At 42.0% G+C, this 14,278-nt stretch carries 14 protein-coding genes; 1 reads left to right on the top strand and 13 read right to left on the bottom strand.

The genetic code is table 11. The annotated features are described in order from the left end of the window. Nucleotides 1-7 precede the first annotated feature (7 nt). The 8 genes from rnc to mgtE form a co-directional block, all read right to left on the bottom strand. Nucleotides 8-694, bottom strand: coding sequence for a ribonuclease III (gene rnc, locus RCH61_RS03040; protein WP_306479840.1), 687 nt, complete (start codon nt 692-694; stop codon nt 8-10). A gap of 100 nt (nt 695-794) precedes the next feature. Next, nucleotides 795-1,025, bottom strand: coding sequence for an acyl carrier protein (acpP, locus tag RCH61_RS03045; protein ID WP_306479841.1), 231 nt, complete (start codon nt 1,023-1,025; stop codon nt 795-797). Between the two features lie 23 nt (nt 1,026-1,048). Next, nucleotides 1,049-2,068, bottom strand: coding sequence for a phosphate acyltransferase PlsX (gene plsX / locus RCH61_RS03050; RefSeq protein ID WP_306479842.1), 1,020 nt, complete (start codon nt 2,066-2,068; stop codon nt 1,049-1,051). 293 nt (nt 2,069-2,361) lie between these two features. Beyond that, on the bottom strand, nt 2,362-2,541 hold the full coding sequence (rpmF, locus tag RCH61_RS03055; RefSeq protein WP_004846204.1) for a 50S ribosomal protein L32: 180 nt from the start codon (nt 2,539-2,541) through the stop codon (nt 2,362-2,364). Between the two features lie 3 nt (nt 2,542-2,544). Continuing rightward, nucleotides 2,545-3,072, bottom strand: coding sequence for a YceD family protein (locus tag RCH61_RS03060; protein ID WP_306479843.1), 528 nt, complete (start codon nt 3,070-3,072; stop codon nt 2,545-2,547). Between the two features lie 127 nt (nt 3,073-3,199). After that, on the bottom strand, nt 3,200-4,396 hold the full coding sequence (locus RCH61_RS03065; protein WP_306479844.1) for an acetate kinase: 1,197 nt from the start codon (nt 4,394-4,396) through the stop codon (nt 3,200-3,202). Nucleotides 4,397-4,475: 79 nt separating this feature from the next. After that, the gene (pta, locus tag RCH61_RS03070) at nt 4,476-5,471 is read right to left on the bottom strand and encodes a phosphate acetyltransferase (protein WP_178007601.1); all 996 of its coding nucleotides are present in this window, start codon (nt 5,469-5,471) and stop codon (nt 4,476-4,478) included. A gap of 112 nt (nt 5,472-5,583) precedes the next feature. Next, nucleotides 5,584-6,936, bottom strand: coding sequence for a magnesium transporter (gene mgtE / locus RCH61_RS03075; RefSeq protein WP_178007603.1), 1,353 nt, complete (start codon nt 6,934-6,936; stop codon nt 5,584-5,586). Nucleotides 6,937-7,029: 93 nt separating this feature from the next. Here mgtE and RCH61_RS03080 point away from each other — a divergent pair, with 93 nt between their 5' ends. Next, nucleotides 7,030-8,325 carry a nucleotidyltransferase gene (locus RCH61_RS03080; protein WP_178007604.1) on the top strand — a complete coding sequence of 432 codons (1,296 nt, stop codon included), beginning with the start codon at nt 7,030-7,032 and terminating at the stop codon, nt 8,323-8,325. An 81-nt stretch (nt 8,326-8,406) separates the two neighbouring features. On the opposite strand, the gene RCH61_RS03085 is transcribed toward RCH61_RS03080, so the two are convergent. From RCH61_RS03085 to serC, 5 genes are all read right to left on the bottom strand, one after another. Next, nucleotides 8,407-9,603, bottom strand: coding sequence for an NADP-dependent isocitrate dehydrogenase (locus tag RCH61_RS03085; RefSeq protein ID WP_178007606.1), 1,197 nt, complete (start codon nt 9,601-9,603; stop codon nt 8,407-8,409). 103 nt (nt 9,604-9,706) lie between these two features. Next, a complete protein-coding gene (locus RCH61_RS03090; protein WP_178007608.1) occupies nt 9,707-10,363 on the bottom strand; it encodes a GntR family transcriptional regulator in 657 nt (218 codons plus the stop codon). 21 nt (nt 10,364-10,384) lie between these two features. Continuing rightward, nucleotides 10,385-11,773, bottom strand: a complete 1,389-nt coding sequence (locus tag RCH61_RS03095; RefSeq protein WP_178007610.1) for a 2-isopropylmalate synthase — start codon at nt 11,771-11,773, stop codon at nt 10,385-10,387. 228 nt (nt 11,774-12,001) lie between these two features. Then, nucleotides 12,002-13,165, bottom strand: a complete 1,164-nt coding sequence (locus RCH61_RS03100; protein ID WP_178007612.1) for a phosphoglycerate dehydrogenase — start codon at nt 13,163-13,165, stop codon at nt 12,002-12,004. 2 nt (nt 13,166-13,167) lie between these two features. Further along, nucleotides 13,168-14,250 (bottom strand): 3-phosphoserine/phosphohydroxythreonine transaminase, encoded by a 1,083-nt coding sequence (serC, locus tag RCH61_RS03105; RefSeq protein ID WP_178007614.1) that lies wholly within the window; start codon nt 14,248-14,250, stop codon nt 13,168-13,170. Between the last annotated feature and the right edge of the window lie 28 nt (nt 14,251-14,278).

Here is a 14,278-nt window from a genome sequence, read left to right on the forward strand (position 1 = left end):
ACCTGCTTTATCTTTTTTTCAGCACATGGATCGCCTTGTAAGCGGCCTGCTGTTCCGCCGCTTTTTTCGTTCGTCCCTTACCCTTGCCATAGGATTTTCCATGGATCATCAATTCCACGGTAAAAGATTTGTTATGATCCGGTCCTTCCTCACCGATAAGGCGGTACTCGATCTCTCCAAGCTTTTCAGCTTGAACCATCTCTTGAAGGATAGTTTTACTATCATAAAAGAGCCTCTTATCCTCCTGATCTGTCAGTACAAACCGATGTATAAACTCTTTTGCATTAGTAAAACCACCGTCCAGATAAATCGCCCCGATAAGCGCCTCCAGCGCGTCTGACGTCACAGAATCACGAAGCCGTCCTCCTGTTACTTCTTCCCCTTTTCCGAGAAGGAGATAACTTCCCAGATCAATCTCCTTTGCACACATCGCCAAAGACGGTTCACAGACCATGCTGGCTCTCGTTTTTGTCAGTTCCCCTTCCGGCACCTTCGGAGATTGCCGAAACAAAAATTCACTGGAAATCAATTCTAAAACAGCGTCTCCCAAAAACTCCAGCCGCTCGTTGCATTTATATTTTTCAAGCCGATGCTCATTCGTATAAGAACTATGCATCATTGCCTGCTCAAGCAGGGAAAAATTCTGAAACTGATAATTGATCTTTTTTTCCAATTCTTTTAACTTTCTGCTCATCTTTTACTCTTTCCCGGTCTTTACTGCCGTTCATTCTTTCTTTATCGTTTTCCCGCTTAAAACGAAAAAGCCCACAGGGGCTTTTTCATTTTTCACTAAATTATTCCACTGCTTTTTTAATCTGATCAACAGCATCTTGAACCGTTGTTATTTTCTCTGCTTCCTCATTATCGATCTCGATGTCAAACTCTTCTTCGATTCCCATGATAATCTGGAATACATCAAGAGAATCTGCTCCAAGATCATCTACAAATGTGCTGTCCGGTTTAATTTCTTCCTCGCTTAAATTGAGAACCTCTGCGATAATTTTTTGAAGTTTTTCAAATTCCATAACATTTTCTCCTCACTTAATCTTTACATATTTTCCTGATTTTGCTGAATAACTGCTGTTATCTTTTCATTGATTTTCTGCTCTTTAAATGTAACGCACTGAATAATCGAATTACATACTTCCTTTGAAGTCGAACTTCCGTGAGTTTTCACAACAAGACCTTTTAATCCGAGCAGCGGCGCTCCGCCATGTTCACTTGTATCAAAATCTTTAAGTGTCTCTTTTAGAGCGGGTTTCACCAAAAGACCTCCGATCTTGCTTCTTAAATCTGCCATCATGCCGCCTTTGATCTTTTTGACAAGCGCTCCTGCAACGCCTTCATAAAGCTTCAGGATCACATTGCCTACAAATGCTTCACATACGATGACATCTACATTCCCGTAAGGAATTTCACGCGCTTCCACACTTCCGATAAAATTAATCTCAGAGCATTCCTTCAAAAGCGGAAACGTTTCTTTTACAAGGGCATTTCCTTTTTCTTCTTCTGCACCGATATTCACAATACCGACCGTAGGATTCTTTTTCCCTACAACGCTTTCCATATAAATGGATCCCATCTTGGCAAATTGAACCAAATGGGAAGGTCGTGCATCTACATTCGCTCCGCAGTCGATCAAAAGAGAAACTCCTTTCAGCGTCGGAATAAGCGGCGCCAACGGTGATCGTTCCACCCCTTTGATCTTTCCGACAAGAAGCTGGCCGCCAACGAGAACCGCCCCGGAATTTCCTGCCGAAACAAAGGCGTCTGCGTCCCCGTTTTTGACAAGCTTCATCGCCTTTACAAGAGAAGAATCTTTCTTGCTTCGGATTGCTTTTACCGGCGGCTCCGCTGTCTCAATGATCTCGGATGCATTCACGATCTCAATCCTTCCATCCGGATATGTATACTTTGCAAGTTCATCCTTTAGTATCTCTTCTTTTCCTGTCAGCAGAACTTGAATATCATTCCGCTTTTGTACTGCTTCTACAGCGCCTTTTACCATCTCGACCGGCGCATTGTCACCGCCCATCGCATCAAGCGCTACTCTTGTCATGTCAGACATCTCCATTCCTCCTAACGCTACTGAAATTATTCTAATTGATATTATTGTAAAAATCAACAAAAAAATGTCTGTCGTATCTCTTTTATTACATAATCATGCAGGAGATCCTTGCTTCATCTTCAAACCTCCCACATCGCCGGACAGTTCAAAATCCTGTCTCCACTAAACGATATGCTGTTAACACACAATCACCGGAAGTGCCAAAAGGCACATTCCAGGATTGTAAGCAGTCGTCATTGCAACAAAAAAAGGACGTAAAATCACATTTTACGTCCTTCTCATTTAATTAACGATTAGTCAACGGAAATGATCTCACGTTTGTTGTATGCGCCGCAAGCTTTGCATACACGGTGAGGCATCATGAGTTCGCCGCACTTGCTGCATTTTACAAGGTTCGGAGCGCTCATTTTCCAGTTAGCTCTTCTTTTATCTCTTCTTGCTTTAGAAGATTTATTCTTTGGGCAGATTGACATAGGTTACACCTCCTTAAAATTCTTAAATAAGTCACGGACAACTGACATTCTAGGATCAAGCCCCGGATCTTCACAATCACAGGACCCCGTATTCAAATTTTGACCGCATACCGGGCAAAGACCTTTACATTCGTCCCTGCACAATACTTTTTCCGGCCATCCCGACAAGATCTCATTGCTGAGTAGTTTGTCCACGTCAAGATGATATCCGTCAATAAAGTTTGATTCATCCAGCTCCTCTGTCAGTTCTGCGTCGGAGAGACCTATGTCGACATGCTTCGTAAAATCAAAAACGAATTCATATCTGACATCCTCCAAGCATCTGTCACAGGGAATGACCGTCACAAGTCTGGTGTCTGCATAAATAAGCAGTTCCTTTCCCCTGACATGTTCTACCCGGACATGAACCGGCTCACTCTCAACGATCGGATAAGTTCCGGATTTCATCCGGACTTCCTTCATCGTAAGCGGCACAGTCTCTTCAACTGTCTTATGCTGGTCTGACAAAACGTCTGATAGGTTAATTAACATCGTTATTTACTCCTATTCATACCTGAATTATTATATCATGTAAATTCTGTTTGTCAACCGTCATTTTCATGAAAATACACAAAATATAGTATTTTCTGTACGATCTTTAAGACAACTCTGTTTTTTCTTATTTAACAAGCGCCAATGTCTCTCTTGCGATTGCAAGCTCTTCATTTGTCGGGATAACAAATACTCTTACTTTTGAGCCCGGTTTTGAAATCTCAGCCTGTTTTCCTCTCAAACCTGTATTGATCTCTTTATCGAAGTCAACACCAAGATATCCGAGATAGGAACATACCTGCTCTCTTACATAATCGTCGTTCTCACCGATACCTGCTGTAAACACGATATCATCCACACCGTTCATCACAGCGGCATAAGCACCGATATACTTCGCAACATTGTAAGAAAATACATCCATTGCGATCTTTGCTTTCTTATCTCCTGAATTCATTGCATTTGTCAGATCACGGAAATCACTGGAAAGTTCTCCTGAAATACCGAATACTCCCGATTTCTTATTCAGAACATCCATCACACCTGCAATGTCAAGGTTTTCTTTCTCGGCAATAAATTCCATAATCGCCGGATCAATATTCCCCGAACGAGTTCCCATTACAAGACCTTCCAACGGAGTCATTCCCATGGAAGTATCTACTGATTTTCCATTCATAACTGCTGTCACACTGGATCCGTTTCCAAGATGACATACGATCGTTTTCAGATCTTCATACGGTTTTTCCATCACTTCTGCTGCTCTTTTAGAAACAAAGCTGTGACTTGTTCCGTGGAAGCCGTAGCGTCTGATCTTATAATTCTCATAATATACATATGGAAGTCCGTACATATATGCCTTCTCCGGCATTGTCTGATGAAACGCTGTATCGAATACAGCGGCCATAGGTGTATTCGGCATCAGTTTTTCACAAGCCGTAATACCAATTAAGTTTGCCGGATTATGAAGCGGAGCAAGATCATTGCACTCCTCGATAGCTTTCTTCACTTCTTCCGTAATCACAACTGAAGATGCAAATTTTTCTCCGCCATGTACAACACGATGTCCGACAGCTCCGATCTCATCAAGGCTCTTCACAACACCTGTCTTCGGATTTGTAAGCGCCTCAATAACAAACTGGATCGCCTCTGTATGAGTCGGCATTGCTTTTTCGGATATTTCTTTTTCTCCGCCTTCCGGCTGATAAGTCAGACGTCCGTCAATTCCGATTCTCTCGCAAATTCCTTTTGCCAGAACTTCTTCTGATTCCGCATTAATGAGCTGGAATTTCAGGGAAGAACTTCCACAGTTAATTACTAATACGTTCATTACTTTTCCTCCAAATTTCTTGTTTTTATCACCTTTATAAACAGAAAGCTTCTCGTATGCTTTCCATAAAATCTGTTTCTTATTCTGCCTGTGCCTGAACTGCTGTAATCGCAACAACGCCTACAATATCTTCTGCGCTGCAACCGCGGGACAAATCATTTACCGGAGCTGCAATTCCCTGTGTAAGCGGTCCGTACGCCTCTGCTTTTCCAAGTCTTTGCACAAGTTTATATCCGATATTTCCGGCATCCAAATCAGGGAAGATCAATACGTTCGCATGTCCTGCAACTTCACTGCCCGGAGCTTTCGATGCCCCCACCTCAGGAACGATTGCAGCGTCAAGCTGAAGTTCTCCGTCCAGTTTCAGTTCCGGTGCAAGTTCATGCGCTATCTTCGTTGCCTCTACTACTTTATCGACATCCGCATGTTTTGCACTGCCTTTTGTAGAATGGGAAAGCATTGCCACGATCGGTTCTTTTCCTGTCAGAACTTTGAATGATTCTGCGGAAGAAAGTGCAATGTTCGCCAGTTTTTCCGGGTCAGGATTCTGTTCAAGTCCGGCATCTCCGAAAATAAATGTTCCATCCGCTCCCATATCACAATCCGGAACAACCATCAAAAAGAATGCGGATACAAGTTTTGTTCCCGGTTTTGTCTTCAGGATCTGAAGACACGGGCGAAGTGTGTCAGCTGTGGAGTGACATGCTCCGGATACCATACCGTCAGCATCTCCCATCTTCACCATCATAACACCGTAGTACAGATAATTGTTCAGAAGAAGTTCTCTTGCCTGTTCTTCTGTCATTCCTTTTTTCTGTCTCAATTCAACAAGTTTTGCAATATAAGCTTCTGTTTTATCGCTTTTCGCAGGATCGACAATCGCAGCGCCTGTAATATCGTATGTACCTTTATTTTTCTCGATCTCTTCTTCGCTTCCTACGAGAATCAGCTCTGCAATTCCTTCTTTTAAGACTGTTTCCGCAGCCTTATAAGTTCTTTCGTCCTCTGTCTCCGGAAGAACAATCACTTTTTTTTCCGCTTTTGCTCTTGCCTTGATTTCATCGATAAATCCCATGATTTAAAAGCCACCTTTCATTTTTCACAATTATAGTTTTATTATAACGCAAATGAATTTTGTATACAAGGGGATTTCATGTGCATTTTTAAGTACAATCCCCTCTCTTTGTTCAAAGTTTAAACATCGTTGTCACGATATTGAAGTAAACAAGAATCGTACATGTATCGAGGATCGTTGTGATCAAAGGCGCTGCCATGATTGCAGGATCAAGTCCGATCTTTTTCGCTAAAAGCGGAAGAATACATCCAATACACTTTGCCATCATTACAACTGCGATCATCGTAATCCCAAGTGCAACTGCCAACATAATATTACGATCGTACATAATACAGATTCTCACGCCGTTTACAAATGCAAGAAGCGTTCCCACTACAAGCGCCACCCGGACTTCTTTAAAGATTACTTTAAAAATATCCGAAAATTCAATTTCTCCGACCGCCAGACCACGAATAATCAGCGTCGAACTCTGAGATCCGCAGTTTCCTCCTGTTCCCATAAGCATCGGAATAAACGTGATCAAAATCGGCATTGCAGCCATTGCATTCTCATAATATCCAAGGATCTCTCCTGTGATCGTCGCCGAAAGCATCAGAAGCATCAGCCACGGAGTACGGTTTTTCGCCTGCTGGAAAACAGAAGTCTCAAAATAGGAATCCTCATTCGGACTGACACCGGCCATGATACTGATATCTTCCGTCGTTTCATCCTGCAATACAAGCATGGCGTCATCTACGGTTACAATCCCGACAAGACAGTCTTCATGATCAATGATCGGTATTGCTACAAGACCGTATTTATTGATCATATTCGCCACATATTCCTGATCGTCCAACGTGCGGGCATACAGCACATTCTCATCCATAATTTCTTCGATCAGCCTCGATTCTCCTGCCGTCAACAGGTCTTTCACATCAACCATTCCGATCAATTTTCTTTTTTCCGTCACATAGCATGTGTAGATCGTTTCTTTATTAATGCCGACCTGACGGATTCGCAAAATCGCATCTGCAACCGTCATCTCTTTCCGAAGACTGATATATTCAATATTCATAATACTTCCGGCACTGTCTTCGGGATACTGCAAAAGTGCGTTGATCTTCTTTCTTGTCTCTTCATCCGTCGCCATCAAAAGACGATCCACGACATTTGCCGGCATCTCTTCCAACACATCGACGGTGTCATCAACATACATCTCTTCCATAACTTCTTCCAATTCAGAATCTGTCAGGGCATTGATCAACTCTTCTCTCATGTCGCTGTTCATATCGGTAAACACTTCAGCAGCTTCTTCTTTTGCCAAAAGTCTGAAGATCAATATACGCTGTTTTTTATCCAGCTCTTCCAGTACATCTACAATATCTACCGGATGCACGGACTCCAATTCTTCCTTTAATTGTTTAAAATCATGCTTTTCAAGCAACTCAAGCATCTGCTCCACACCAAGTCTATTTTCCTGATCCATGCTTAACTCCTCATCTCCTAAGATATCTTTTGCTGTAAAAACCCATCTTTTTATAGTATAATATGGTAGAAAATGATATACAAGGAGTTTCTTATGAAAATTGTCGGACTTATTACAGAATATAATCCTTTTCACAACGGACATCTCTACCATATTCAACAGGCAAAACGGATAACAGGCGCCGATTCCGTAATTGTTGTTATGAGCGGCGACTATGTACAGCGCGGTGTTCCGGCTGTCATGCCCAAACGTCTGCGTGTTGAATCCGCTTTAGAATGCGGCGCATCTGCCGTCTTTGAACTTCCGGTCTGCTACGCCACCGGAAGCGCGGAACTGTTTGCTCAAAGCGCAGTCTCCTTATTAAACCAACTCCAAATCGTAGATTCTCTTTGTTTCGGAAGCGAATGCGGCGATTTGGACGCTTTATCCGAAATTGCGGATCTGTTCTGCTGTGAACCGGAAGGATATCGGACTCTGCTGAAAAAATATTTAAAAACAGGACTCTCTTTTCCTTCAGCTCGAAAAGAAGCGCTCAAAGAATATCTTCCCGAGCGTAATTTATCCGCCCTTTTGGATGAACCGAACAATATCCTAGGCATCGAATATTTAAAAGCGATCAAAAAATCAGGCAGTACAATGAAGCCTTACACGATCCAGCGTAAAGGAGCACACTATCATGACGAGGAACTTGATGCGGCTCATTTAAGTTCTGCATCGGCGATCCGCTCTCTCCTCGCATATTCAGGTTCTTCATTAAGAAAATATGACGATCTTCCCAAAGGCGCTTTTGACGACACCATTCCCTTCAACATTTTTGGAGAACTGGAATCACAAGTGCCAAACTGCTGCCTGAAACTTTTAAAAGATTATCACAAAGTTTCGTATCCCGTTTATCAGAATGATTTTTCCATCATTCTCAAATACAAATTGCTGAACAAACACCCGGAAAGTCTAATTCGCTACATGGACGTCTCAGAAGAACTTGCAAACAGAATCTGCTCTCAGCTCAATCTGTTTTTCAATTACAAACAATTTTGTGAACTGCTGAAAACAAGAGAGCTGACACAGACGCGGATCAACCGTGCACTTCTTCATATTATGCTCGGAATCAAAAAAAATGATGTGACAGCATATACCGAAAACGGTTATCATTTTTACGCCCGTCTTTTAGGTTTTCGAAAAGACCGCGAGAAACTGCTGACCCGTATTTCAAAGGAAAGCCCCCTGCCGCTTCTTATCAGGCTGTCTGAAAGCCAAGCCCTTCCTTCTTTAGGACGCAAAATGCTCCAAAATGATATTCTTGCATCAAATTTATACACATCTGTTGTGACAGATAAATTTAAAACCGCCTTTCAAAACGAATACAAACAAGGTGTGATCAAAATTTAATTTCTATACAGCAAATAAAATATGTCCGCAGTGATTCTTCTTTATCGCTGCGGACATATTTTTTAGTTTTCTGATCCTCTTTTACAGGCGTTTTGCGATTGCCTTAATAAACTGTTCGCTGTTGAGCACCGTCGGATTTTCAATCGTCGTAATCAGCGCAAGATCCTTTGTCATCTCTCCGGCTTCAATCGTATCGATCGTTGCCTTTTCCAATCTGTCTGCAAATTCCATCAATTCCGCATTGCCGTCAAGCTCTCCTCTTTTTCTGAGCGCTCCTGTCCATGCAAAAATTGTAGCAACTGAATTTGTCGATGTTTCTTCTCCTTTCAGATGCTTATAATAATGACGCTGTACCGTTCCATGAGCCGCTTCATACTCATAGTAACCTTCCGGTGAAACGAGAACAGAAGTCATCATTGCAAGAGAACCGAATGCAGAAGATACCATATCGCTCATCACATCACCATCATAGTTTTTACAAGCCCAAATATATCCTCCTTCAGATTTCATCACGCGGGCAACCGCATCGTCAATCAGTGTATAGAAATACTCAATTCCTGCTTCTTTAAATTTTGCATCAAATTCCGCATCATATATTTCTTGGAAGATATCTTTAAATGTATGATCGTATTTTTTAGAGATCGTATCTTTCGTGGCAAACCAAAGATCCTGTTTTGTATCAAGCGCATAGGAAAAACAACTTCTCGCAAAGCTTTCGATTGATTTGTTGATATTATGCATTCCCTGCACTATACCCGGTCCGTCAAAATTATGTACAAGCTCTTTCGTCTGACTTCCATCTTCTGCTGTATAGACAAGCTCAACTTTTCCCGCTCCCGGAATTTTCATTTCTGAACCTTTATATACATCTCCGTATGCATGTCTTGCAATGGTGATCGGTTTCTTCCAGTTCTTCACGCACGGTTCAATTCCTTTCACTACGATCGGAGCACGAAATACTGTTCCGTCAAGAATTGCACGAATCGTACCATTCGGACTCTTCCACATTTCCTTCAGATCATATTCATCCATACGAGCCGCATTCGGGGTAATCGTCGCACATTTTACCGCTACTTTGTATTTCTTTGTCGCCATGGCCGAATCAACTGTTACCTGATCGTCCGTTTCATTTCTATGTTCCAATCCGAGATCATAATACTCTGTTTTCAGATCAATATATGGGATAAGAAGCTCATCCTTGATCATTTTCCAAAGAATTCTTGTCATCTCGTCTCCGTCCATCTCTACAAGCGGTGTCGTCATTTTGATTTTTTCCATTGTTCTTTTCTCCTTTTTATATGAACTTTTTTGCCCCCATCTTTTCCATACATCGTCCTATTGTCCTTTTATGGCTTTTGACGTATGTTCAGCTTTTTCGGATCTAGTATCCCTGCTTTTTCAGATTTTGCATTACATGCATAATATGTTCGTTCGCAAGCTGCTCTGCCATCTCCGCATCTCTGTCTTTGATCGCACGCAAGATCTGTCTATGTTCACGAATTGATTTTCTCGCCCGGTCTTCGGATACGATCGATGATCTTCTTGCTCTCTGCACATAATTATGAAAATCTGTCAGAACATGTTTCAGCATCTTGCTTCCCGAAGCTTCATAAAGAACTGCATGAAAACGTCCGTCTAACGCGGCAACCTGCTCCGTGCTGAATCCACTTTCTTTTTTCATCTGGAACTCAGAAAGAAGAAGTGATTCTTCCAGCTCATCGAGCTGTTCTTCCGTAATATGTTCCACAGCCCAGCGGGCACACAGTCCTTCCAGCATCGATCGAATCATATAAATATCCCATATATCTTTATGTGATATACCTGATACGTATGCCCCTCTGTTCGGAATGATCGTCACAAGCCCTTCCAGTTCAAGCTGACGCAATGCTTCACGCACAGGCGTCCGGCTCACTCCGAGTTCTTTCCCAATGGCTGTCTCCCGAAGCTCGTCATTTTCTTTATATTTTCCATTTAAAATGTCTTCCCGTATCTTCTGGAATACGCGGCCTCCAAGAGAATGATCCTGATATTCTTCCATCTGAAATCCTCCGATTACAATTTACAATGTGATGTGCAGTTCCTTGCACACACTCTCTATTTTGGCAATTAATTCTTCGTCTGTCAAGACCGTAACTCGTCCGTCTTCATACTGTTTGTCTACCCATTCTTTCAGGCGGCAAACCAGCTCCGAATTTTTATCAATCTGGCGTTCTGCTGAAAGCTTAAAATATGCATTAATCCAGTATGCGATGCCAGCTGCTCCGGAAGTATTAGAAACCGACACAAGAGCCGGACGATTCAAAAATTTATCTGTATCAAAAATATTATAAATCTCCTCATTTTTCAGCATACCGTCTGCATGGATTCCCGCCCGTGTCACGTTGAAATTCTTACCGACAAAAGGAGTCCTTGAAGGCACTGTGTATCCGATCTCTTTCTCATAATACTCCGCAAGTTCCGTGATCACTGTCGTATCCATACCGTCCAGAGTTCCCCGAAGCTGCGCATATTCAAAGACCATAGCTTCAAGAGGTGTATTTCCTGTTCTTTCTCCGATACCAAACAAAGAACAGTTCACGCCGCAAGCGCCATACAGCCATGCTGTCGTCGAATTATTCACGGCTTTATAGAAATCATTATGTCCATGGAATTCGATCAGCTCACTCGGAACGCCGGCATGGGTCATCAAACCGTATATAATCCCAGGGATTGATCTTGGGATCACAGCCCCCGGAAAATTCACTCCATATCCCATCGTATCACAAACACGGATTTTCACCGGTATCTTATATTCTTCCATCAGTTTCATCAATTCCAGACAAAACGGAATTACAAATCCATAAATATCTGATCTTGTAATATCTTCCAGATGACAGCGTGGGCGCACTCCTGTTTCCATGCATTCGCGAACAACCGAAAGATAATGTTCCAGCGCCTCTTTTCTCGTCATTTTCAATTTATAAAAAATATGATAGTCCGAACAGCTTACAAGAATTCCTGTCTCTTTTAATCCGATTTCTTTTACAAGTTCAAAATCTTTTTTGCTTGCTCTGATCCAGCTTGTAATCTCCGGAAATTTATACCCTTTTTCCAAACAGCGGTAAACGGCATCCCTGTCCTTTTTACTGTATAAAAAGAATTCGCTTTGCCGTACTTTTCCTTTCGGTCCGCCCAACCTGTGCAGATAATCATAGATTGTTACAATCTGTTCTGTCGTATACGGTGCTCTGGACTGCTGACCATCACGGAATGTTGTATCCGTGATCCAAATTTCATCCGGCATATTGTGAGGTACGATTCGGTCGTTAAATGCAATCTTCGGAATTTCGTCGTAATGAAATAAATTTCGAAACACATTCGGTGTATCTACGTCTACTAACGGATACATATGCTCCTCTAATTCCAGCAGGTTCGTATGTTTGTTTAAAAATACTTTTCTGTTTTCCATTAAGTTATCCTCCTCTGACTGCATCAGTCCTCATACATTGTTTACTTCAAATATATTTGTACCGCATTTTTGTATGCTTGTATAATTGTATACAAATATGCAAAATATGTCAACCTGTGTGAAATTATTTTTCTCAAATATTTTGCCTTTTTGAAAAAAGCAAGGAATCAAAAAAGAAAAGAGACTTCACCTCTTTTCTTTTTTATTATAAACACATTGATCAAACGATTATCTGATCACCCTTACTTTCAATACGCCTTCTACCGCCGCCAACTGTGCTTCCACATCTTCTGAAACAGTTCCGTCTACATCAAGCATTGTATATGCGTATTCTTTCCGGCTTTTGTTTGTCATGACTTCGATATTCATATTTTTTTCTGCCAAAAGAGTGGTAAACTGTCCGATCATATTCGGAATGTTTTTATGAAGGATTGTAATTCTCTCCCCTTCTCCTTTCGCTCCCATATCACAATCCGGGAAGTTTACAGAATGTGTGATATTTCCGTTTTCGAGGAAATCTTTCACTTCCGCAGCCGCCATCTTCGCACAGTTATCTTCTGATTCTTCTGTTGACGCTCCAAGATGCGGGATTACAATCGCACCGGTCACACCTACAATCTCTTTCGTCGGGAAATCCGTCACATAACGATGTACTTTCCCTGATACAAGAGCATCTACAATATCTTCCTGATTCACAAGAACATCACGGGCAAAGTTCAAAATAACAACGCCCTCCTTCATAAGGCTGATTGCATTTTTATCAATCATTCCTTTTGTATCTTCCAACGCAGGTACATGAACTGTTATATAATCGCATTCTTTATAAATCTCATCCACTGTCTTTGCATGATGAATATTACGGGACAATCTCCATGCCGAATCAACTGAAACATACGGATCGTATCCATAGACGTCCATGCCAAGATGAAGGGCTGCATTTGCCACAAGAACTCCGATCGCACCAAGTCCGATCACACCGAGTTTTTTTCCTTCCAATTCCGTTCCTGCAAAAGCTTTCTTCTTTTTCTCTGTAATCTTCGCGATATCGCCGTCCTCTTCATATTCCTGAACCCAGTTGATTCCGCCGATAATATCTCTTGCTGCCAAAAGCATTCCCGCGATCACAAGTTCTTTCACGCCATTCGCATTCGCTCCGGGAGTATTAAAGACAACAATTCCTTCATCTGCACAACGCTCAAGAGGGATATTATTCACCCCTGCACCTGCACGGGCAATGACTTTCAGATTTTTGTCAAACTCCATCTCATGCATCTTTGCACTCCGCACAAGAATCGCATCTGCCCCCTCTGCTGTATTTACATTCATATAATTGTCATCCAACTGATCCAGTCCTACATTGGAAATCGGATTTAAGCAATGATATCTATACATAATTACGCATTCTCCTCTTCAAATTTTTTCATAAATTCTACCAGCGCCACAACGCCTTCATACGGCATTGCATTATAAATGCTTGCGCGCATTCCGCCGACAGTTCTGTGACCTTTCAGATTCTCCAGTCCTGCTTCTTTTGCTTCTTTTACAAATTTAGCGTCAAGATCTGCATCTCCTGTTACAAATGGAACATTCATAAGCGAACGATCTTTTTCCACTACCGTTCCCTTGAACATTTTACTCTGATCAAGAAAATCATACAACACTTTTGCTTTTTTCTCATTCTTCTCTTTGATCGCCTCAAGTCCTCCCTGAGCTTTCAGCCACTTGAATACCTTTCCGCAAATATAGATTCCATATGCCGGCGGTGTATTATAAAGAGATTTCGCGTCTGCATGTGTTTTGTATGTAAGCATCGTCGGTGTTCCCTCAAGTACGTCTTCTGTAATAAGATCTTCGCGAATGATTGCGATCACAACACCTGCCGGACCGATATTTTTCTGAACTCCTCCATAGATCATTCCATATTTCTCTACGTCAACCGGCTCAGAAAGGAAACAGGAGGACACATCTGCAATCAGTGTTTTTCCTTTCGTATTCGGAAGCTCTTTGAATTTTGTTCCATAAATTGTATTATTCTCACAAATGTACACATAGTCCGCATCCTCTGAAATCGGCAGATCAGAACAATCCGGAATATAAGAAAACGTCTGATCTTCAGATGAAGCAACACGATTTACCTTTCCGTATTTTTCCGCTTCTTTCGCCGCTTTTTTCGCCCACTGACCTGTAATGATATAATCAGCCACCCGATTTTTCATAAAATTCATCGGGATCATGGCGAACTGCTGGGACGCTCCGCCTTGCAGGAACAATACCTTATAATTATCCGGTATATTCATCAAATCTCTCAAATCCTGTTCCGCCGAATTGATGATCTCCTCAAATGCTTTCGAACGATGGCTCATCTCCATCACCGACATTCCTGTTCCGTTGTAATCGAGCATCTCTGCCGCCGCCTCTTTCAATACCTCTTCCGGCAATACAGCCGGTCCTGCTGAAAAGTTGTATACTCTGCTCATGTTCCTTCCTCCTGTTTTTATTAATTTA

Origin of the sequence: Mediterraneibacter sp. (assembly GCF_030825015.1) — a bacterium.
In the GTDB taxonomy this organism is placed as follows: domain Bacteria; phylum Bacillota; class Clostridia; order Lachnospirales; family Lachnospiraceae; genus Mediterraneibacter.